Origin of the sequence: Sodalis ligni (genome assembly GCF_016865525.2) — a bacterium.
Classification (GTDB): domain Bacteria; phylum Pseudomonadota; class Gammaproteobacteria; order Enterobacterales; family Enterobacteriaceae; genus Acerihabitans; species Acerihabitans ligni.
The window spans coordinates 2,166,917-2,189,137 of the sequence record NZ_CP075169.1 but is presented as its reverse complement, the minus strand read 5'-3'; the positions used below and the strand labels follow the sequence as shown (position 1 = coordinate 2,189,137).

Below are 22,221 nucleotides of genomic sequence, written 5' to 3'. Positions count from 1 at the left end.
TCCGGATGTTTTTTCCCGACCGGTATAACGCTTTTTTCCCGTCGCTATCCGTTCTTTCGTTAATCGAGTGAAATCCATTAATACAAGCCGGTATCCTTGCTGGCCCAGCGTCAGGATACCGGCATATCATCGCACTCTTTTCTGAATCGTTACGTTATTGGCGTCCCTCTTTTATCACTCACGTCCGTTACGCCCGCGCGGCGGCTCCTTTATATCCCCCGCTTATGATTCCGGCTGTAATAGCTTGCGCTCGATGAGCATAAGAATACTTACGGAACAAATGAACAATAAACCTCTTACTGAAAATTACCTAGTTGGGACGTTTGAAAGTGTGACTCTGTTCAAAAGCATTTTAAAAGAGGTTAATGGCTTATTAAAGGATTATTTTGCGATCATTATCACCCAATGAGTTAAACCACTGGTCAAATCGTAAAAATAAATGAACATGTATTGAACATATGATTGATTATGGTTATGGTAGAAAAATGATCTTCCATTACTGGTTTAAACCCTTTTATTACAAATAAGGAGTATTTTATGCTGCCAATAGCAATTGGAGCAGATGATGCCGCCATTGAGCTGAAAAATGTGCTGGTTAAATTTCTTCAAGACCGCCAGATACCCGTCACGGATTTCACCGGCAAAAGCGAAGGGGAAACCTATCCCGACGTCGCTTTCCAGGTCGCCAGCGCCATCAGGGATGAAAAACACCAGCGCGGCATCTTGCTCTGCGGTACCGGCATCGGCATGAGTATCGTCGCCAATAAGGTTCCGGGCGTCCGCGCCGCGCTGTGTCACGACACTTACTCCGCGCAACGGGCCCGCAAGAGCAACGATGCGCAAATCATCACTCTTGGCGCACGGGTCATCGGGCCGGAGCTGGCGAAAAGCATTATCGAATCCTGGCTGGGATCCGAGTTTGAAGGGGGTCGATCGGCACCGAAGGTGGCTAAGATTGACTATTACGAACAGCAGGGGGCGGAAAAATAAGCGTTCTCACTCTTCCTCCTCCTGAAATAATCAGACCGGGAAGTCTGATTAAGGAGCATAAAAATGAACCAGTTAGAGGCACTCAAGCAACTGACCGTGGTGGTCGCCGACAGCGGCGACATTGAATCCATCCGGCAATTCGAGCCGCAGGACGCCACCACCAACCCCTCCTTGATCCTGAAGGCAGCGGCGCTGCCCCAATACCATGCCCTGATTGACGACGCCCTTGATTATGCCCGCAAGCAGGGGGGAAACAGGGAAACCCGGCTGATTAACGCCTGCGATAAACTGGCGGTGAACATCGGCGGGGAGATACTCAACATCGTCCCCGGCCGCGTTTCCACCGAAGTGGATGCCCGGCTGTCGTTCGATCGCGGCATGTGTATCGCCAAGGCGCGCAAGCTTATCGCCCTTTATAAAGAGCAGGGCATCGACCGTTCCCGTATCCTGATCAAGCTCGCCGCCACCTGGGAAGGGATCCGGGCCGCCGAAGAGCTCGAAAAAGAGCACATCAACACCAACCTGACGCTGCTGTTTTCCTTTGCCCAGGCGCGGGCCTGCGCCGAAGCCGGCGTATTCCTCATATCGCCCTTCGTCGGCCGCATCTATGACTGGTATCAGGCCAGGCAGCCCGCCGCCGCGTACGACGCCGAGCAGGACCCCGGCGTTAAATCGGTACGGGCCATCTATGAATATTATAAAGAGCATCGCTACCCTACGGTCATCATGGGCGCCAGCTTCCGCCTCGTGGAGCAGGTACTGGCCCTGGCGGGCTGCGATCGTCTGACCATCTCCCCCGCCTTGCTGGATCAGATGAAAAAATCCGACGCTTCCCTTGAACGAAAACTGACGCCGCCCGCCCGCTGCCTGCCTCATCCGGAACTGCTTACCGAAGCGGAATTCCGCTGGCAGCACAATCAGGACGCCATGGCGGTGGAAAAACTGGCTGAAGGCATCCGCCTGTTCGCCGTGGACCAGCAAAAGCTGGAAGATATGCTGGCCGCTGAACTATAACCACCCAGGAGCAAGATTATGCTACCCCGTAAAGAGTTGGCTAACGCCATACGCGCACTGAGCATGGATGCGGTACAAAAAGCCAAATCCGGACATCCCGGCGCCCCGATGGGCATGGCGGATATCGCCGAGGTCCTGTGGCGCGACTATCTGATACACAACCCGCAAAATCCCGGCTGGGCCGATCGGGATCGCTTTGTGCTGTCAAACGGCCACGGTTCGATGCTGCTCTATAGTCTGTTGCATCTTACCGGCTATGACCTGCCCCTGAAGGAACTGGCCGGCTTTCGCCAGCTGCATTCCCGTACGCCGGGTCATCCGGAGTTCGGTTATACCCCCGGCGTTGAAACCACCACCGGACCGCTGGGACAGGGCATAGCCAATGCCGTGGGTTTCGCCATCTCCGAACGTACCCTGGCGGCGCAGTTCAATCGTCCGGGACATGATATCGTCGACCATCGCACCTACGTCTTTATGGGCGACGGTTGCATGATGGAAGGCATTTCCCACGAAGCCTGCTCGCTGGCGGGCACACTGCGCCTGGACAAGCTGACCGCCTTCTATGACGATAACGGCATATCCATCGACGGCAAGGTGGCAGGCTGGTTCAAGGACGATACCGCCGCACGTTTTGCCGCCTATGGCTGGCATGTGGTGGACGGCGTGGACGGCCACGACAGCGCGGCGATTAAAGCGGCTATCGAGGAAGCCCGCGCAGTGGCCGATAAACCGTCGCTGATTATCTGCAAAACCATCATCGGCTTCGGCTCGCCCCACAAGGGCGGCACCAGTGAGGCCCACGGCGCTCCGCTGGGGGAAGAGGAAATTCTGGCTACCCGCGAGACATTAAACTGGCCGTGGCCGGCATTCCAGATTCCGGCGGAAATTTACGCATTATGGGATGCCAAGGCCAGGGGCCGGGAGCTTGAGTCCGCCTGGGATGAAAAATTCGCCGCCTATGCCCGGGCCTTCCCGGAACCGGCCGCTGAATACAAACGCCGCATGGCGGGTGGATTGCCCTCCGGCTGGTTCGCGGCGGCCCAGCATTACGTCGAAACGCTGCAGGCCCATCCGGCGAATATCGCCAGCCGCAAGGCGTCGCAAAATGCGCTGGAAACCTTCGGCAAGATGCTGCCGGAACTTTTGGGGGGATCCGCCGATCTGGCGCCGAGCAATCTGACCATATGGTCCGGTTCCAAGGACATCGCCGAAGACCCGGCTGGCAACTATCTCCATTACGGCGTACGCGAGTTCGGCATGACGGCCATCACCAACGGTATCGCACTGCACGGAGGGTTTCTGCCCTATTCCGCCACCTTTCTGATGTTTATGGAGTATGCGCGCAACGCGGTGCGCATGGCGGCGCTGATGAAACTGCGCAATGTATTGGTCTATACCCATGATTCCATCGGACTGGGAGAAGACGGACCGACCCATCAGCCGGTGGAACAGTTGGCCAGCCTGCGACTGACGCCGAATGTCAGTACCTGGCGGCCCTGCGACCAGGTGGAAACGGCCATTGCCTGGCAGCATGCCGTGGAGCGCGATGACGGCCCCACCGCGCTGGTGCTTTCCCGCCAGAACCTGGCGCAGCAGCCGCGTACCCCCCGGCAGTTGGCGGATATTCGCCGCGGCGCCTATGTGCTTAAGGACTGCGGCGGTATACCGGAGTTGCTGATGATCGCCACCGGTTCGGAAGTGGACCTGGCGGCGCGGGCCTGGGATCGCTTGACGGCACAGGGGCATCGCGTGCGGTTGGTGTCGATGCCGTCCACCGATGTCTTCGACCGGCAGGACGAGGCGTACCGGGAGTCGGTGCTGCCGTCCGGGGTCCCTGCCCGGCTGTCCATTGAAGCCGGCATAGCGGATTACTGGTATAAATATGTCGGCCTGCAGGGCGCCATTATCGGTATGACCCGGTTCGGCGAGTCCGCCCCCGCGGAGCAGCTGTTCGAGGAGTTCGGTTTCACCGTGGAAAACGTAGTGGCGAAAGCCGGCGCATTGCTGAAAGCATAATGGTTAGCCTTACCCGATGGGCTTGATAACAATGTGCCTGGTCGGGACAGGATGCTAGATCGTAGTATTTTACTCCTCTATCATCCTGTCCCGCCATAATGGCCCCGAGATTGTTTGCCTGCCCTCCCTCAAGTATTAACCTATCTTTTGGATCCCATTGCCACGATCCGATAGACTTCCGGGACGGAGATCTAGTAGATTCTTTGCTATTTATAGCAGGGTATACATTGTGCAATTGTCTTCATTTCACGGGTTCACCCCGGCAGGGCTGGGGTTTTTACAGCAGATCGTTACCGAAAACAGCAAAGAGTGGTTCGAGTCCCACCGCGGCATCTACAATGAAAATCTGCTGATGCCATTTCGGGCCTTGGTGGAAAGCCTGGCGCCGGCCATGCTGAAAATCGACGATCGGTTCGAGACGCGCCCGGCCATCGGTAAAACCCTGTCGCGCATATACCGCGATACCCGCTTTTCCAACGACAAATCCCTGTTTCGCAGCCGCATATGGCTCAGTTTCAAACGTCCGTCCAAAGAGTGGACCGATGCCCCGGTCTATTTCTTTGAGCTCTCGCCGGACTGTTTTCGCTACGGACTGGGCTATTATTCCGCCAGCAAGGCCACCATGGATCGCTTCCGCCATCTGATGCTGCGCCAGCCGGAAGAGTTCGCCAAAGCGGCGGCCTGCTGCCGCGCGCCCCTGGTATTGGAGGGAGATCGCTACAAACGTCCGCTGATTAAAGATCAGGACCCTCGCCTTGCCGCCTGGTACAACCTTAAATCCTTCGCGGTCATGGCGACGGATACGGCGGTGGAGTCGCTGTTCTCACCGGAGCTGGCGCCGCGCCTGCAGCGCGCTTTCCAGCAGTTGGAGCCGCTTTACCATCTCCTGATGCGGGTGGAGATAATGAAGCAGATTCCGCTGGAAGACCTGTGACAATCGCGACGAATCAGGGGTCATCGATTGAAACGGGCGGATTGAATCTTGCCGGCGACGCCGTGCAAAAGGAGCGAGCCGTATAGCGCGGATTGGAACGGCGCGCCGGTTAATTATTTCTGCCGCGGATCCCGCCTCTCAATCTGTCCCAGCGGCTCATCGAAACGCAGCAGGCGGCCGGCGTTGCCCAGCACCACCAGCGTGCTGAGGTTATGCAGCACCGCCGCGATCATCGCGCCGGCGGCCCCCAGCAGGCCGAACGCCGCCGCCGCGACGATTAGCACCGTCCAGCCCAGGCCGATCAGCACGTTGATATGCAACGTGCGCCGGCAACGGCGGCTAAGCCGCACGCAGGTGCCCAGACGGCGCAGGTCGCTGCCAATCAGCACCACGTCCGCCGAGGCCAGGGCGATATCGGCCCCGCCCGCCCCCATGGCGACCCCTACCACTCCGGCCTTTAACGCCAGCGAATCATTAATGCCGTCCCCCACCACCATCGGCCGGAAACCGCTGCGGATTTCGGCGGTGACGCGGGTGAGCTTATCTTCCGGCAACGCTTGGGATATAACCTCGCCGATGCCCACCGCCCCGGCGATGCTCTGCGCCACGCTCCGGCGATCGCCGGTGAGCAGCATCTGCCGGCCGAGGCCGAGCTGTCGCAGTTCGTCCAGCGCCTCGGCGGCCTCCCGGCGAACCGTATCCGCCAGCAGCAGCCAGGCGAGAAAGCGTCCATCCAGAGCCAGCCCGACGATGGGACCGTCATGCTCCGGCACCGGCAACGTGACGATGCCCTGTTGGGCAAAAAGTTCAGGACGGCCGAGCACCGCCTCGCCCTGGGCGGTGATGGCGCCCACTCCCAGGCCCTGCCGCTCGGCGCTATCCGTTAACGGATAATAATCCTCCTGCGGGACCAGGGCGGCCAGCGCGCGGCTGACGGGATGATTGCTGGTGGCGCCAAGGCTGGCGGCCAGTCGCCGGACAGGCTCCGTCTGTTCTGCCGATGCCGTGCGAATTTCCTGCAAACGCAGGGCGCCGTGGGTCAAAGTACCGGTTTTATCGATAATCAGCGAGGTGAGATCCGCCAGTTCTTCCAGAAAAGCGGAGCTGCGAATCAGGATGCCGTGGCGCGCCGCCACCGCCAGGCCGGCGATGGCCGTGGCCGGGGCCGAAAGCACCAGCGCGCAGGGACAGGCGGCCACCAGCACCGCCAGCACCGCCTGGGCGTTATTGGTGACGAACCAGGTGGACGCAGCGATAAGCAGCACCAGCAGCAGATATTGTCCGGCGTGTCGTTCCAGCAGACGGGTGATGGGGGGTTTGGACCCCTCGGCCTGCTGCATCAGGGCAATGACTTTGCCCAGGGTGGATTCTTCGCCGATGCGGGTCACCTCAATACGCAGCAGTCCGTCCAGATTGATGGAGCCGCCGAACACCGTCATACCGGGCCGGACCTCCAATGGCACCGACTCGCCGGTGATGGGCGCGGTATCCAGGCTGGCCTGTCCTTCCAGTACCCGTCCGTCCGCCGGCACGCGATCCCCGGCCCGCACTTCCACCCGATCGCCGGGACGCAGCCGATCGTTGTCGATCTCAAGCACGCTGCCGTCGGCCGCGATTTTTCTTGCCTGGCTGCGAGTCAGCCGGCCCAGGGCGTCGATGGCTTCCTGGGAGCCGATAACGCTGCGTTCCTCCAGCACGTGGCCGAAAATCATGATGATCGGCAGCAGCGCGGCGGTGAGCAAATCGCCGGTCGCCCAGGCGCCGAGCATGGCCAGGGCTATCAATTGGTCGGTAATACCGTGCAGGGTGGGATGCAGCAGGCTGTACCAGCCGGAGCGGAATACCGGTATGGCCACCAGCAGCGAGGAGACGCCCAGCAGCAGCTGGCCGACCCCTTCTTGATCCGGGGCAAGCCAGCGCCAGATCAATCCCAGCGCCAGCAGGCCGAAGGCTATCATGGCCAGGGTTAATTGACGGGCTATGGCGCGCTGTTCATCGCGGGTCAGCATGGTGCCGGTAATGGGGGCATGATGGTGTCCATGATGCCCGTGATGTGCATGATTACCGTGCTGCTCACGGCCATCATGATGTTCGTGCACGGGACTATCATGATGCCCATGGTCGTCATCGTGCTCGTGAGCATCGTTGCGATCGTGAACATCGTGATGTTCACGGGAATGTGGAGTCATGGCCGGATCGCTCATTTTTTCACCGTTGTTGCGTTGTCGACCCCTTGCAGGATCAAGTGCGCATCCTCGTGGGGATCGATGCCGGTTACCGAACCCGCCTTGGCAAAGATCGTCGCAATGCGATCGCGATACAGGCGCCAGAGGATATCAGGGTCCGTGCCGCTGTCCAGGGTGGTGGCCAGGCTGGTGATGGCGGCGGTATCCGCCCGCGCTTTGGCCAGCCGCTCGCTGGCGCTGGCCTGGGCGATTTGGAGGGTCCGGTCGGCGGACTGATTGGCGGACTGGGTTACCCGCGCCGCATCGTTTTGCGCGCCGGCAATCACCTGCTCCGCCAGCTGGCTGGAGGTGAGCACGGCATTAAAGGCGCTCACCGCCTTGTCCGGCAGCGACGATTGCACATCCACCCGCTCTATCTCGATTCCCAGTCCGCTGCCGGCAGCCTTCAGCGCGATCAGGCTCCGGTTGATGCTCTGCTGCAAATCGCCGCGCATCCGCTCCCGCCGCGCCACCACATCGCTGTCGTTGCTTACCAGCTCGGGACGGGCCACCAGGATGGTATCCAGATCCCGCGAGGCGCATACCACCACGGCGGCGCGTTCCACCAGCCGATCGAGGGCCGGTGCGATATGCACTCCCTGCAGGACATAATCATAAGGATCGCTGATTTTGTAAAACACCCGCACATCCAGCTGCACCACGCCCGCATCGCCGGTGAGCAGATAGCCGGAGCCCGCCAGCGTATCGCTGGTGAGGGCGTCGCCGTAATCCGCCTGCTGCGCCTGCGACGAACGCAACAAGGCCGTGACCCGGCGTTCGATCACCCGGTCGGCGGCGGGCAGCACCACCACCCGTTCAAAGGGTTGCGGCCAGGCCAGCAATAGGCCGGCGTGCTCGATACGCTGCAGGGCTTCAAAACGCAGCACTACCGCCTGGCTGTCCGGACCGATTTGCCGCACATTGCTCAGCAGCCAGGCGCCGGCGGTGAGCAGAGTTACCCCATAGAGGACCAGGAAAGCCACCCGTCCGGCCTGAAGCCAGGGGCCGCCCCGGCCGATATCGCCTATCATCGGCCGTCTCATGGCTGCCGCGACCCGGTAGCGGGCGCCGCCGGCGCAGGCGGCACCACGGGAGACAACGGTGGTTTGACCGTAGGAACGGGCGTCAAACGCGGCGGCCCTTCCACCAGCACCCGGAACGGCGCGGCATCGGTGCGCAGCACCAAACGGGTACCGCTGTTGACGATACTGCTTAAGGTATCCAGCGAGCGCAGCAGGTCATACAGGGCCGGCGAGCTGGCATAGGCCTTGCCGTAGATCTCCGCCGACGCCACCTGGGACTGGGCCTCGATGGCCGCGGCTTTCACCGAGGCGTCCGCCTGGATAATGCGGGCATCGCGCTCGGCGGCGGAGCGGATTTCCGCCGCCCGCCGTTTACCTTCCGCGGTACGCTCGGTGGCGATGGTTTCCCGCTCGGCGCGCATGCGGTCCACCGTTGCGCCCAGGGTCACCGACGGCAGCGTCAAGCGTTCAATGCCCACCTGCACCAGGCGCACGCCGTAGGTCTGTCCCAGGGATTGTTCAATCTGTCCGCGCAGCCGCTGTTCAAAGTCCGCCAACTGCACCTTGGATCCATCGGTGTTCACCAGGTCCGCCAACGGATAACCGCTGGCGGTGGTTTCCAGCGCGGAACCGACGAAGGTGCGTATTTGACGCGCGGCTTCGTCCGGCTGATTCTGCACCGCCCGCATAAACCGCTGCACATGGTCAGGATCGGACTGCACCTGCCAAACGGCATACGCCTGCACGATGATCCGCAGGCCGTCCCGGGTGCCCACATCCTGCAATCCGCTGGAGGTGGTGCGCAGCCGCAAATCCACCGGGATCGCCGATTCAAACGGCAGCGGCAGCCGCCAGGCCAGGCCGGGCTTTAGCAACACCCTCACCGGATTGCCAAAGCGGGTAATCACCGTCGCTTCGCCGGAGCGCACCTGCACCAGGCAGGCGGCGGCGATAACGAATATCAGCAGCAGGGCGGACAGGCCGAGACGGCGCCAAAGCCTGGCGCGGGAAGCACGGACGTCATGATCGGGTGGCGGTGACATACTCAAAAAAGATTCTCCGGCATCTATTGCGGCTTGGCTTTGCCGGCGCCCGGGTCGATAGGGGCGACAAAGCTTCTGAGATCAAGTGTGGGCGGCTCGCCGGCGCCGATGCGATGATCGAGGATCAATGCCGGCGTATTGCCCAACGCCAGGGCGAGCTGGCTGAAATAGGTTTCGGTGAGGAAGGCTTGCCCCGCGTTCTGCCACGCCTGGCGCTCGGCGGCGAAACGCAGATCGGCGGCCTGCGCCCGGGACAGGCTCTCATGAGCGGCTCCGGCGGCTCCATCGGTCACCAGGCTGGCATCCAGCCGGGCGGCGTCAAGGCGTGCCGCCGCCTGGCCGCGCTCGCGGGCAATCAGCGCCTGGGCGGCGATTTGCGCGGCCTGCACGCCATGGTAGGCATTGGCGGCGCCGGCCGGCGGATGAATGGCCTCTATCACGATAGCCAGGATTTCCACTCCGCTGTTCATCTGGTCTAGCCGCCCCTGCACCACTTTGCCGATGTCGGCGGCCAAATCCGCCCGCTGGTGGCCGAGCACATCGTCCAGGGTGCGGGAGGCGAAATCATCCACCAATACCCGGTTGGCGGTGCTCTGAATCAACGCCGGGATATCGGCGGTGTTATAGGTGGCCGCCAGGGCCGCCTTATCGCTTAACCCGATGCGATAGATAAAGCGCACGTCCATGTTCACAATCTGGAAGCTCTGCTTGTCCCCCGCCGCGCTGGCGATCACCTGGGACCGTTCGCTGGGGTGATAGGCATCCCACAGGCGATTGGCGCTGTCCGGGGCCGGACCTTCCGCCGGCGCCGGCACGCCGCCGGCCGGGGTATCCGCCGAACCGGTGGTAAGTTCATGGACCACGCCATTCTCCACCGACAGTACGCGGCCGAACGGCCAGGGCAGCCCGATATTCAGACCGGGGGCAATCACCTTGACCGGCTTGCCGAAGCGCTCATAAATGCCGCGGCCGTTAAAGGGGACCTCGGTGACGCCGGTCAGCAGCCAGCCCGCCAGCAGCAGAAACGCCAAAATCGGCAGGGAGGCTCTGCGCATAAAGGTGAAGGCCCAAATCTGCCGTAAATCGATACCGAAGCGCTGCTGGAGCTCATGCTGAAAAAATTGCAGCGGGCGGGGCGGCCAGCGCAGCTGCGCCGCCAGCATGCTTTCGCCAATCAGGCGCGGCTCCTGACGCTCGCGGCGGGGAGTGAATAACGAGAGCACCGCCCGCGCCATCAGCTCCAGCGCCACCAGCGCCGGCAGTAAGCCCGTCATGCTCGCCAGATATCCCGGCCAGGAAGAGGTTGCATTGGCAAAAAGCAGACAGGGCACGGCGAGCAGTTGCACTGCGATAACCATCCGCACCACGGGCATCAGTCCCGCTGCTTCCGGCCATTGTTCCGGCGGACTGGCCGCCAGGTGCCGTTCCAGCACCAGCAGTCCGAAGGCGGCCAGAATCAACAGGCCCACCACCACATAGGCGGTTTGATCCACCAGCCCGATACGGGCGCCGACGTTCCAGCCGCCGCGTATCAGCAGCATCGCCAGTAGCGACAAACCTATCAACCACAGGGGGTCGCTACCGATCCGACGGAGCCGGGCGGAGAGAAAAAGCGCGATACGGCCCGGCGGCGGCGCTTCCGCTGAGCCCGCCGTATCAGCCGGATGCGGGCCGGGCGCGGCTATTGGGGTTGGGGACGGAGATTCGGCCGAAAGCATCCCGGCAGCGTTGGTTGAGGCCGACGTTACAGCCGACGGCGCCCCGGCAGCGCTGTGTGAAGCCGAAATTTCAGCCGGCGGCGGCGCGGTAGCGTTGATTGGAGCCGTCGTCTCAGCCGGGAGCGGCGCAGCGGGGGAAGCGTTAATTTGCGCCAGGGCCGCGGCGCGCCAGGCCGCCACCTGACGGACGGAGAGCAGCGCGGCGGTAAATACCAGCAGCGCCGCGATATTATTGCAAACCAGCGGCAGCCAAATCGACCCCGGCGCAATCCAATGAATAAGGAGCGCCGCCAGCAATAAAATGGCGCACAGCACGGCCAGCGCCTGGGCGAAACGATATAAGCCGCGCGCCTGGAAAGCGGCCCGCTGGAAGCGTGGAAGCGCCTTGATATCGGCGTCATCATCCAGATCAACGCGCATGATTACTCAAACATTGGCTGCATGGGAAAGAGGGTCCTTTTATGCTCCACGGCCCGGCACATAAAATATTCTCATTCCGAGAACGGAAACGCACTATGGCGGGAGGAGAAACGGCATGCTCCGATTAAGCACGACTATATAACATTACGCTGGCAGAAAGGCTAATGACTTTGTATTACAACGGTAACAATTGGCCTGAAGAATACGGCGTGCCCTGCCCCCCGCCACGCCGGGTTATCGGTTTGCCGCCGGCACGCCACGGCGGCGGCCGGCGGAAGGTGCTCCTTGACATGTCAACGACGCATCAAGGGCGGCGGATACCCGGCGTGTTTTCCCCACTGGGAGACGCCCGGGCGCTTTGCGTAAAAGAGTGAAACCGATTCCGTATCGCCGGCACGCACGGCCTTCGCCAAATGAGGTTTCGGTCACTCAGACAGGAAAGCTTGCCGTTGGTCATAGCAATGGCTCTCATGGAGCCATTAATCTTCAGACCGTTTTTTTATTTTTCAATTGGTAATATTCATCGAGATGCAGTTTCACAACATTTATCGTTGCATCATCTCTGTTTTTGTATTCGGATAACATCAATTTCCTGACGCAATGCTCAATATTTTCCATCTTGTTGCTTTCAAGAATCGCTTCTTTTTCTTTAATTCTCGCCTCAATATTTTTATGGAAAGCGCAAGGATCATTTATTGCCTGTTCAGACACCGTGCTGTTGAAGGACACTATTTTCCCATTATTCCGATCAGTCGGATTGCCCGCCGCGATGAAGGAATGCCTGAATTTTGTGAATGTAGAGTTAGTGCCGGACGTAGCTAACTTCCAAAGCTCGGCATATGACATGTCATCTATTGACTTTATTGAGAAGTTAAGACGAGAGGCGTTCATGTTAGACGACATATTCCCCAGGTTTCCTTTTTATGGTTATGATTTTCGTGTTAATTATATTCTTTCATTAATGCCTTTTTCCTGAAAAAATACAATAAAAACAGAGCATTAATTGCCAAGTTAATAATATATTAACCTGTACAACCTCAACGTAACGCAAACGCCTTACGACCTTGGTGCGCTGGATTTGGGATTCCAGCAGCGGCGTGCTGGGGATGTCTAAAAGCACTACTCACCGGCTGCTTGCGGTGCTGGTGCATGAAAGAACAGGTTTTACCGCCTGCCCGAGCGCCCCATGACTCGGCAGGCCCGCTATCACCGACCGTGCAACGGCCGTGTTACAGGGAGACCGCTCCAGTACGGGACTTGATATAAAAATCGCTTAACTGTTCGATAATCTCCACCATCAGCGGATCGTCCCCCTCCCCCTGATGCCGCGCCATGCCGATATCCACCAGCCTTCGCACCTCGCGGGCAATAGTTGCCGATGTGCCCAGGGAATCCGCCAGCTCCGTCGCTGAACGCATATCCTTAGCCGCGATGGCAAGGGTAGCCCCGCTGACATAGTCGGTTTGCCACGCCAGAGGCACCCGGTGTTCCAGCGCCCAGCTACCGCCGCTGCTGATACTGATCACCTTGATAATGGTATCCGGATCCAGCCCCGCCTTGACGCCGGCCACCACCATTTCCGAGGCGGACGCGAGGGCGGCGAACAGCATGGCCTGATTGATGGTCTTCATCGTCGCCCCCAGTCCCGCCTCGTGGCCGACGTTAATCACGTTTTTACCCATCGCCCGCAGCACCGGCATCATGGCCTGCTGCAAATCCGCCGGACCGGATGCCATAATGGTCAGCGTGGCGGCCCGCGCGCCTTCCACTCCGCCGCTCACCGGCGCGTCCAGCACCCGAAACCTGCCCTCGGCACGCGCGGCCAGCGCTCTGACAAATACCGGTGAAAGGCTGCTCATGATAATCAGCGTCTTGTCTATGGCCGCCCCGGCGGCAAAACCATTCTCCCCCCAGACCGCCGACTCGGCCTGTTCGCTATTGAGCACCATCAGCACCGCGGCGTCGGTGCCGGCGGCCAGGCTCGCCGGCGAGTCCGCCGCCTGGACATTAATCTGCGCCATTCGCTGCCGGCTATCCGGCCGCGGATCAAAGCCCGCCACGGAGTAGCCGGCGACGGACAAATTTTTCGCCAGGTTCCAGCCCATCTGCCCCAAACCAATCATGCCGATATTCATCGTATTTTCTCCGTCATGCCGTCACTATTGCGCCGTCCAGCCGCCGTCCACCAATAAATGATGGCCGGTAACCAGATCGGCGCCTTCCGAGGCCAGATACACCACCGCCGTCGCGACTTCCGATGCGCAGCCCAGGCGCTTTATAGGGATACGCCGCATCACTTCATCCGCTATCTCCCGGTCCTGAAAGGCTATCTTCAGCAAAGGCGTATCCACAAAGGTCGGTCCGACGCAGTTGACCCTGATGCCCTGCTCCGCCCACTCAATGGCCATGACCTTGGACATATGCACCAGCCCGCCTTTACTGGCGGCGTAGGCGGAGCGCTTGTAAAAACCCACCTCGCCGATTTGCGAGGCGATATTGATGATCCGGCCGGGACGCCTGGCGTCCAGCATCCGCCGGCCCACCGCCTGGCTTAAAAAGAACACCGATTTCAAATTCAGGTCGAGCAGGTAATCCCAGGTCTGCTCGTCAACGTCGGTGGCGGATTGCTGGATATTGGTCCCGGCGTTGTTCACCAGGATATCGATGGCGCCCACCTCGTCTTCGATGCGGGAAACCAACCGGTCAAAGCCGTGCGTATCGATAAGATCGGCCTGAAACGGGAACATGCTGCCGCCATACTCCTCTTTGGCGGTGCGGGCAACCTGCGCCAGCAGCGCTTTGTCGCGGGCGACAATGGCCACCGTCGCGCCGGATTCCGCCAGCGAATGGGCGATGGTCTCCCCCAGCCCTTTGCTGGCGCCGGTGACGACGGCGATTTTATTATCAAGACGAAACCCCGGAAAATACCGCATCGGTCCTCCTAAATATGATTTTGCCGAGACTCATTGCCAGCCACAGCGGGCTCCCAGCATCTTTTGCGCCGCGTCCTGCAGCACCGAGACGGTACCGAACGCGCCGGGTTTGGTTAAAATAAAAGGATACGCAGCGTCCGGCGGCGCGGCGATAGGCACCGAATCGGCAAATTCGCCGGTCACCAGCAAACCGCGCCATGCCAGCATGTCGAATAACGCCCCGGTGGTTTCACCGCCGACTATCATGATGCCCGCCCCCGGCAAGCCACGCACCGCTTCGGCAAAGGGCGCCGCCAGGGCTTGCGCCAGATCCCGATCGCTCCAGCCCCGATCCTGGCAATACCGGCTCACACTATCCGCAGTGCTTTTTGCGTCGGTATGCACCAATACGATAGGCGCGGTGGCGCTGGCGATTTCCCTGCGTATCCGGCTGAGTTCCCGTTCGCCGTCGTCGCCGATGAGAGAAGATACCCGTACCGCGATATTGACGGCCCCTTGTTCAATAAGGTAATCCACCTGCGCCACCGTGGCGGAGGCGGTGGACCCCACCAAGACCACCAGCCGGGACGCCTCGCCGGGAGGCTGCATATCCGGCTTGCCCGCCAGCCCGGCCAGCGCCCGGCCCAAGCCGTAGACGCCGGCATAGGCGTTGATACCGGCGCCCCCGGCGCCGCTGACTATCTGCCGGATATCATTTTGCGTCTCGGTATCGGCGATAATCACCGGACAGTCATTAGCGCGCAGCCAGGCGCTGACGGCCGCCGCGCCGCCGCGCACCACATCCAGCGGCAAGGATAAAGGGGCCCAGCCCAGCGCTTGCCCCACCAAGGCGACGATATCGATACCCTGTCGGCCGGATTTCCACTGATAGCCGGCCCGAACGTGGATATGCATGGCCGGACAGGCCGGTACGATCACCAGCCGTTCGCCGACGGCTTTGGCGAATGCCGCCAGCTCAGCGGCGACGTTGCCCTTCAGGGTGCTGTCGATCTTTTTCATCAGCAAGGTAAAACCCGCCTGCCTCAGTTGCTGAACCGCCGACACGACGCGCTGCTCCGCCTGCGCCACCGGCATATAGCGGCTGCCGGTTTCCAGCACCAGCGTCCGTGATTCGACGCGTCCGTCAGTTTGCAGGCGCAGTACGGGCACCGGTTTGCCGGGGCGGGCGATTTCCCCCGCGATAGCGGCGCCGCCGGTGAGATCGTCGGCCACGATACCTAGCATATTCTCTCCCTTACCGGCTCATCCGTGCTGAAGCCGGGCTTTGGTCATGGCCAGTTCTTCGGCCTGTCTCACCGCCCGGGACAGCAGTTCCGGTTTGGCGATGCCCTGCCAGGCGATATCAAAGGCCGTGCCGTGGCCGGCGGTGGTGCGGATAATCGGCAGCCCGACGGCATAGGTCACATAGCCGAACCGCTTCAGGGGGATAGTGCCCTGATCGTGATACATGGCCAGGATGGCGTCGTAAGCGCCCTGCTCCGCCGCGTAAAACAGGCTGTCGGCCGCCAGCGGATCGCTGACGTTCATGCCTTTGCGTCGGCAGGTTTCCAGGGCGGGTTTGATGTGCTCGATTTCTCCCATACCCAGCACGCCGTTTTCCCCGGCAGGGGGATTAAGGCCCGCCACGCCGATGCGCGGATTGGGCAAGCCGAACTCCTGCCGCAATGAGGTGTGCAGTTCCCCCATGATACGTTCGATACGCGGCTGCTTGACCCGCGCCACCGCTTCCAGCAGCGAGCAATGGGCGCTTACCAGGCTGACGCGCAGCGGACCGCCGATCATAATGGTATGAAAGGCGGTCGTGTTGGTGAGGTGGGCGAAAATTTCGGTTTGCCCCTCAAATTTGTGCCCCGCCAGAGGAAAGGCCTCTTTATTGGCCGGCGCGGAACAGAGGGCGCTCACCTCCCCCGCCAGCGCCAGCCCGGTGCTCAGCCGGATGGCATCCACCGATGCCTGGCCGCAGATTTTGCTGATGCGGCAGGGGACCACGTCCTGGTAGTCGAGGGGACATCCATTACCCAGACCACGCCGGGCTGGCGTTTGGCCTCCTCAGCCCGTTCGACGGTACGGATTTCCACCTCCAGTCCGATATGATCCGCCACCCGCCGCAGCAGTCCTGCTGAACCGATAAGCACGACGGGAGTCCGGGGCATCAGCAGTTCGGTAGAGGCCACCTTGAGGCTTAACTCGGGACCGGTGCCCGCCGGATCGCCGACGGTAATGGCAATGGGCTTGATGGTCTTCATTTTCCCGCCTCCGGTTGTTCATCGAATCCCATTTTGCCCGGGGAAAGTATTGCCCGGGGATCCAGTGCCTGTTTAAGCTTAGCCAGTACCCGCAGGCTGTCGCCATGTTCGCGCACCATCCAATGCTTGCGCGCTTCCCCCACGCCATGGTGATGGCTGATGGAGCCGCCATGCTCCAGCACCGTGCGCATGGTGATGTCCCAGACCTGGTTGAAGCGGCTCTCCGCGTCCTGTTTGTTTTTACCGACAATGAAAAAGATAAAGTAGATGGCGCCGCCGTTGCTGTAGAAATGGGAATAATGGGCAAACGCGTTGTCGGCGTAAGGGGATATGGCATTCAGCACCTTATCGTGCAGGGCTTCCAGCGTATGCCAGCCGGCGGCGATTTCGATGGCGTCGGCAAAATCAAATTCCCCGGCGTTGCCGCGATCCAGCCAGCCGGCGTCATAGCGGGTTTTTTCCCAGATTTCTCCTGGCGTCGATCCCAGATCTTCACCGCCGAGGGCGGCGGTGATTTTCAACGACTCAGCCTGCTCGGCGGCGGCCACCGCCGGATTACCGTCGAAGGCCAACACCAATAATGTCCGGTGAGCGGGCTCGATACCGCTTTTTTCAAATATATGCACCGCTTCCTTTTCATCATAAAGCCGGATAACCGCCGGCATCAAACCGCTGTCCAGCACTTGACGCACCGCGTTCAGCCCGGGGCCGACGCCCTCGAAAGCCACGCCGCGGAACAGTTGGGACGTTGCCAGCGGCAGGGTACGCAGGGTGACGGCGGTAATAATGCCCAGCGTTCCTTCACTGCCGACGAACATCTGGGCGACGGAAGGACCGGTGGAGGAGCGCGGCGAGCGCTGGGTATGAATAATGGCGCCGTCGGGCAGCACCACTTCCAGCGACGTGACAAAATTCTCGATGTTGCCGTATTTACTGCTGAAAGTGCCTGATGAACGAGTGGCCACCAGGCCGCCGATGCTTGCCAGCGCCAGGGACTGCGGATAATGGGGCAGACGCCGGCCCGCCTCGTTGAGTATCTTTTCCAGGTCACCGCCCAAGACTCCCGAAGGCACGGTGACTTCGCCGTTTTCCGCGTCCAGTTCGGGCTTGCCGTTGAGGCCGGACAGATCGATACAGAGATAACCGCGCTGATTTACCACGCCCCCCACTACCCCGGAACCGGCGCCGAAAGGCACCACCGGGATATGATGCGCGCCGGCGAACGTCAGTACCTGCGAGACATCCCGGGCAGAGCCGACCCGCACCACCGCCAGCGGAGTATGGTTGTTCATTTCTTCTTCGGACCACTTTGCCGCGATGGGCCAGCGGTCATGCGCCCGGGCTTTTCGGGTTTCAAGGCTGCTATCGATAACGCACCGGGGGGCATGCTTGCGCAGCGCGTTAATAAGGGAGTCCGTGTCGGTTTTGACGGCGGCTTGACTGTTCATAAGAGTCCTTAATTTGTGGGTGGCTTCAAACTATTGACATAAGTTAGGCGGAGCGTGTTTTGTATTTACAGATTACTGTATATTGTTTATATCAGATCGTCAAACGTGAAATCAACCAAGGTGACAATGCTATGTCAATCGAGACCGCAGATAATAAAGTCAAGCCGCCATCGCAAAACAAAGCCACGCTACGCTGGATCATTTTAGGTATGACCGCGCTGGTGCTGGTGCTTAACTATGCCGATCGCGCCGCTCTCGGCGTGGCCGGTCCCCATATCATCAAGGATCTGGGCCTCAGCGGTACCCAGTTCGGCTTGATTGGCAGCGCCTTCTTTTTCAGCTACTCCCCGTTCTGCTTTATCGGCGGCTGGCTGTCGGATAAATACGGCCCCCGCACGGTCATGGGCATCGCGGTGGCCTGGTGGTCGCTGTTCACCGGTCTGACCGCTCTGGGCAGCAGCTTTGTCCTCATGTTTATCATTCGTTTCCTGTTTGGTTTCGGCGAAGGGCCCCAGGGGGCGGTTTCCACCAAAACCATGCACAACTGGTTTCCCCAGCGGCAAATGTCTACCGCCATGGGTCTGGCCCAGGGCGCAACGCCCCTTGGCGGCGCTATCGGCACACCGCTGGTGGTGGCGCTGATCGGTATCGCCGACTGGCGCTGGTCATTTGTCGTCCTGGGGATTATCGGTATTTTTATCGCCATCGCCTGGTTTGCCGTGGTGCGGGATCGTCCCGAACTGCATCCCTGGGCCACGCAGAGGGATATCGATCTGCAGCGGGAAAAGCTGACCCAGCCCATCCTATCTCCGGACGACAAGGGAGAACCTTCCCTCGGATTTTATTGCCGCATGCCGGTGCTGCTTGCCACCTCCGTCGCGTTTTTCGGTTACGGCTGGGTGCTGTTCACCTTTTTAACCTGGTTTCCCGTCTATTTGTCCGAGGTGCGCGGCGTCGATCTGAAGGGCCTGGCGTTCGCCGGCTCTCTGCCCTGGGTATTCGGCGTGATTGGTTTCGCCAGCGGCGGATTTGTCTCCGACATACTGGCGCGCCGTACCGGCAAGCCCATCGGGGCCAGATCGGCGGTCATCGTCATAGGCCTGGTGGCAACCGCCATACAGTTCGCATTCATCACCTACGTCGCCAGCACGCTGAGCGCGGTACTGTTGATGTCGGGGGTGGTCTTCTCCCTTTACATTACCGGGGCACAATATTTTGCTATCATAGGCGACATTGTGCCCAGCCGGCGTCTGGGAGGGGTCATGGGATATGTCCACGCCATCGCCAACCTGTCGGGGATCATTTCACCGGTGGTGGCGGGTGAAATCATCGATCGCACGGGAAACTGGACGCTGGTTTTCTTTACCGCAGCCGGGATCTGCCTGTTGGGCTGTATCCTGGTGTCGTTTTTCGGTCGAGAACGAAAAATAGAGGTGTATCTAAAAAGAAATGAATCTAAAAGCTGAACCTCTGACATCGCCCCGGATTAAAGGCGATGTGGAATCCCCGCAACAACGGGCGACTGAAATGGTCGCCCGGACCATTCTGGAAAGAAAAATCGGCGAGCGTTTGCCCAATGTAGGAGAACTGCGCGTGTCCATCGGCGTGGGAGCCGGCACCATCCAGAAAGCGCTGCAGGAATTGCAAAGCGACAATCTGGTGGTCCTGACATCCAAACAGCGGCAGGGCACATTTATCGTGGAGAAAAACCTGGGCGGCTTGTGGTCCAGGGCGGGATTCCATCCGCTGTCGGTTATCATGCCGCTGCCCCTGAGCTGGGAGTTCCAGGGCTTGGCCACCGGCTTGCGCGTGGCCCTGGACCATTACAATATTCCCTCTTCCTTTATTTTCGGCCATGGTTCCACCCAGCGATCAAAAGCCCTGAGCGACTCGTTATCCAACGTAGCGGTAATGTCCACCCATGCGGCCAAAAAGATTATCGCCGCCAAACCCTCGTTTTTCATCCATACCACCTACTCCGCCGGCAGCTATTACGCCGCCGGCTCGGTCATCGTCGTGGCGCGCGCCCCCCGCAGTCAATTGCCCAAAGCCTTGCGGGTCGGCATCGATCGCCTGTCCATCGATCATGCCATGCTGACGCAGCTGGAATTTCCGGACAGCGAATACGTGGATGTCACCTACGCCCATATCCCCTCCGCCCTGATAAGCGGTGCATGCGATGTGGCCGTTTGGCATCACTCGGCGTTCGGCCTCTCCCTTCATCACCAGGAACTGGTGACCTGGCCGCTGTCCCCTTCGGCCATGGCGCTATTGACCAACGAGATGTTTTCCGCCTCGCTGGTGATTGATAAGGGCAATACGGCGACCCGCGCGGTGCTGGATGAAATCAACATCGGCCAGGTGGAGAAAATCCAGCGGGAGGTTATCGACGGGAAAAGGCTGCCCACCTATTAGCGGGCAGCGAGCCTGTTGACAAAGCGCATGGCGGGGACGGGATGTCAGTCTGCAAACGCGAAAAACACATCCCGGCAGGCCCGATGCGCCTCAGATATCTTCCAAATCCAGGCCGCGGGTTTTCGGGCCGAAGATGGCGATAACCCCCATGACAATCAGCATGCTGATAACGATAAAGATGATAACCCCCGTTACCCCGGTATGCTGCAGCAGCAGTCCGATGATAATACTGCTGAACACCGTCGACAGCCGGCTGAAGGAGTAGCAGAACCCCACGGCGCGGGCGCGGATAAAGGTGGGAAAAACCTCCGACTGGTAGGAGTGGTAGCTGTAGGTCAGCCAGGCGTTGGACCAGGTAACCAGAAAGCCGCACAGAATAAGCAGCAGCGGATTATTCTGCACCGCGAACAGCGAACCGAAAATCACCGTCACCAGGCAGGATAAAACGATTTGCCATTTGTTCTCCATTTTGTCGGCATACCGGCTGCACAGCAGGGAACCCAGGGGATACGCCAGGGTAATGAAAAAGGCATACAGCAAACTGTGGGTAATGGTGGTTCCCCGGCCGGCCAGCAAGGCCGGCAGCCAGTTGCCGAAACCAAAAAAGCCGATGGCCTGGAAAAAATTCATCACCGACAGCATCAGGGTGCGGCTGCGATAGGGAGCCGCCCAGATATCCCTGAAGGTGCCGACCTTCGCCGTTGCCGGTTCCCGATCCCGCAACGGAAAATCAGCGGCAGCGGTAATGCCGCAGCGCCTTTCCATGTCCAGCATCACCTGGCGCGCTTCCCGGTAGCGCCGCTGTTGAATAAGCCAGCGCGGCGATTCCGGCAGCTTCTTGCGCACCAGCCAGATAATCAGCGACGCCACGGCGCCGGCGATAACCACATAACGCCAGCCGGTAAGGCCGAGAATGGTTTGCGGCACCAGCCACCAGGACATTAACGCCACCGCCGGTACCGAGAGAAACTGAATGAAAAACGAGAAGGCGAACGCCTTGGTGCGAAGACCGGCGGGCGTCCATTCAGCCAGGTAGGTATCGATGGTCACCAGCTCGATGCCCAGGCCCACCCCCACCAGAAAGCGCAGGAAAATGATCCACTCAGCCTGATGCTGAAAGGCCAGGCATAATGAGAACAGGCCGTACCAGGCCAGGGCGAACATAAAGGTCAGCCGGCGGCCGAATCTGTCGGCATAGGGGCTGAGCAGGCTGGCGCCGATAAACAGACCGAGAAAGGTGGCTGAGGCAAAGGCCGCCTGATCGGATACGCCGAATACCCCCTGCCCGCCGACGTGAAAAATGCCTTCGGCCACCAGCCCGCCGCTGATATAGCCGGTTTGAAACAGATCGTAGAGCTCAAAAAAGCCGCCCAGGGCCAGCAGTATGATAAAGCGCCACAGACCGGCCGACGCGGGCAACGCATCGATGCGGACCGATAAATCCTCTTCATATATCGTTAATGGGGCCGCTATCCCGGCATGGGGGGCGTGCGCGTCACTCATTATTAACCCTGCCACAACATAAAAAATAATGTTTCATAATAATGGCTCTTCACTGGAATTATCTCTCTATATTTGCTTTTTATAGAAAAAATTCAGCATAAAATACTGTGCAAATAAATTTACTCATATAATCCTTCAGTCCAGCCTTGACGGCCGTGTCATCACAAGCCATGAATCTTTTCAATATGATACAAAACACCTTTTGCCAAGATAATAATTTTCCATCATGTCTATCTTGTTTGATGGCCCAGCGCCTTCAGCCAAAAGGCACCATCCACCACCATCAAGGGAGAG

The 22,221-nt window shown here is 59.9% G+C and carries 19 protein-coding genes; 7 read left to right on the top strand and 12 right to left on the bottom strand.

Annotation, left to right across the window (positions count from 1 at the left end; translation table 11 throughout):
* The first annotated feature begins 537 nt into the window (after positions 1-537).
* From rpiB to GTU79_RS10265, 4 genes are all read left to right on the top strand, one after another.
* Positions 538-990 (top strand): ribose 5-phosphate isomerase B, encoded by a 453-nt coding sequence (rpiB, locus tag GTU79_RS10280; RefSeq protein ID WP_132922305.1) that lies wholly within the window; start codon positions 538-540, stop codon positions 988-990.
* Between the two features lie 63 nt (positions 991-1,053).
* On the top strand, positions 1,054-2,004 hold the full coding sequence (gene tal, locus GTU79_RS10275; protein WP_132922306.1) for a transaldolase: 951 nt from the start codon (positions 1,054-1,056) through the stop codon (positions 2,002-2,004).
* Positions 2,005-2,022: 18 nt separating this feature from the next.
* Positions 2,023-4,020: a transketolase gene (tkt, locus tag GTU79_RS10270; RefSeq protein WP_203521995.1), complete on the top strand. Its 1,998-nt coding sequence runs from the start codon at positions 2,023-2,025 to the stop codon at positions 4,018-4,020.
* Positions 4,021-4,249: 229 nt separating this feature from the next.
* Complete coding sequence (locus GTU79_RS10265) at positions 4,250-4,954, top strand: DUF2461 domain-containing protein (protein ID WP_203521996.1); 705 nt, start codon at positions 4,250-4,252, stop codon at positions 4,952-4,954.
* A 113-nt stretch (positions 4,955-5,067) separates the two neighbouring features.
* Here the strand turns inward: GTU79_RS10265 and GTU79_RS10260 are convergent, their stop codons facing one another.
* The 5 genes from GTU79_RS10260 to GTU79_RS10240 form a co-directional block, all read right to left on the bottom strand.
* Positions 5,068-7,158: a cation-translocating P-type ATPase gene (locus GTU79_RS10260; RefSeq protein WP_275956925.1), complete on the bottom strand. Its 2,091-nt coding sequence runs from the start codon at positions 7,156-7,158 to the stop codon at positions 5,068-5,070.
* Positions 7,155-8,210 carry a protease modulator HflK gene (gene hflK, locus GTU79_RS10255; protein ID WP_203521997.1) on the bottom strand — a complete coding sequence of 352 codons (1,056 nt, stop codon included), beginning with the start codon at positions 8,208-8,210 and terminating at the stop codon, positions 7,155-7,157. The genes GTU79_RS10260 and hflK overlap by 4 nt, the downstream gene beginning before the upstream one ends.
* Before the next feature lie 8 nt (positions 8,211-8,218).
* Entirely contained in the window at positions 8,219-9,244 is a 1,026-nt protein-coding gene (hflC, locus tag GTU79_RS10250) for a protease modulator HflC (protein WP_203521998.1), read from the bottom strand.
* A gap of 23 nt (positions 9,245-9,267) precedes the next feature.
* Entirely contained in the window at positions 9,268-11,382 is a 2,115-nt protein-coding gene (locus GTU79_RS10245) for an SPFH domain-containing protein (protein WP_253073529.1), read from the bottom strand.
* 486 nt (positions 11,383-11,868) lie between these two features.
* Positions 11,869-12,285 (bottom strand): hypothetical protein, encoded by a 417-nt coding sequence (locus GTU79_RS10240; protein ID WP_203521999.1) that lies wholly within the window; start codon positions 12,283-12,285, stop codon positions 11,869-11,871.
* Positions 12,286-12,488: 203 nt separating this feature from the next.
* Here GTU79_RS10240 and GTU79_RS31355 point away from each other — a divergent pair, with 203 nt between their 5' ends.
* A complete protein-coding gene (locus tag GTU79_RS31355) occupies positions 12,489-12,572 on the top strand; it encodes a hypothetical protein (RefSeq protein WP_420854175.1) in 84 nt (27 codons plus the stop codon).
* Between the two features lie 39 nt (positions 12,573-12,611).
* On the opposite strand, the gene GTU79_RS10230 is transcribed toward GTU79_RS31355, so the two are convergent.
* From GTU79_RS10230 to GTU79_RS10205, 6 genes are read right to left on the bottom strand one after another with little or no spacing between them, the layout of a single operon-like run.
* Positions 12,612-13,517, bottom strand: coding sequence for an NAD(P)-dependent oxidoreductase (locus tag GTU79_RS10230; protein WP_132922313.1), 906 nt, complete (start codon positions 13,515-13,517; stop codon positions 12,612-12,614).
* Positions 13,518-13,541: 24 nt separating this feature from the next.
* Entirely contained in the window at positions 13,542-14,315 is a 774-nt protein-coding gene (locus tag GTU79_RS10225) for an SDR family NAD(P)-dependent oxidoreductase (protein ID WP_203522001.1), read from the bottom strand.
* A 30-nt stretch (positions 14,316-14,345) separates the two neighbouring features.
* Positions 14,346-15,539, bottom strand: a complete 1,194-nt coding sequence (locus tag GTU79_RS10220; RefSeq protein WP_203522002.1) for a four-carbon acid sugar kinase family protein — start codon at positions 15,537-15,539, stop codon at positions 14,346-14,348.
* Positions 15,540-15,557: 18 nt separating this feature from the next.
* A complete protein-coding gene (locus tag GTU79_RS10215; protein ID WP_214513888.1) occupies positions 15,558-16,304 on the bottom strand; it encodes a PdxA family dehydrogenase in 747 nt (248 codons plus the stop codon).
* Positions 16,244-16,561 (bottom strand): hypothetical protein, encoded by a 318-nt coding sequence (locus GTU79_RS10210; protein ID WP_214513887.1) that lies wholly within the window; start codon positions 16,559-16,561, stop codon positions 16,244-16,246. Before GTU79_RS10210 ends, GTU79_RS10215 begins: the two co-directional genes overlap by 61 nt.
* Entirely contained in the window at positions 16,558-18,009 is a 1,452-nt protein-coding gene (locus GTU79_RS10205; protein WP_203522004.1) for an FAD-binding oxidoreductase, read from the bottom strand. The genes GTU79_RS10210 and GTU79_RS10205 overlap by 4 nt, the downstream gene beginning before the upstream one ends.
* A 131-nt stretch (positions 18,010-18,140) precedes the next feature.
* Here GTU79_RS10205 and GTU79_RS10200 point away from each other — a divergent pair, with 131 nt between their 5' ends.
* Positions 18,141-19,475 carry an MFS transporter gene (locus tag GTU79_RS10200; RefSeq protein WP_203522005.1) on the top strand — a complete coding sequence of 445 codons (1,335 nt, stop codon included), beginning with the start codon at positions 18,141-18,143 and terminating at the stop codon, positions 19,473-19,475.
* A complete protein-coding gene (locus GTU79_RS10195) occupies positions 19,459-20,424 on the top strand; it encodes a YhfZ family protein (RefSeq protein ID WP_132922319.1) in 966 nt (321 codons plus the stop codon). The genes GTU79_RS10200 and GTU79_RS10195 overlap by 17 nt, the downstream gene beginning before the upstream one ends.
* Positions 20,425-20,514: 90 nt before the next feature.
* Here GTU79_RS10195 and GTU79_RS10190 read toward each other — a convergent pair whose 3' ends face one another.
* Positions 20,515-21,927, bottom strand: coding sequence for an MFS transporter (locus tag GTU79_RS10190; protein WP_203522006.1), 1,413 nt, complete (start codon positions 21,925-21,927; stop codon positions 20,515-20,517).
* Between the last annotated feature and the right edge of the window lie 294 nt (positions 21,928-22,221).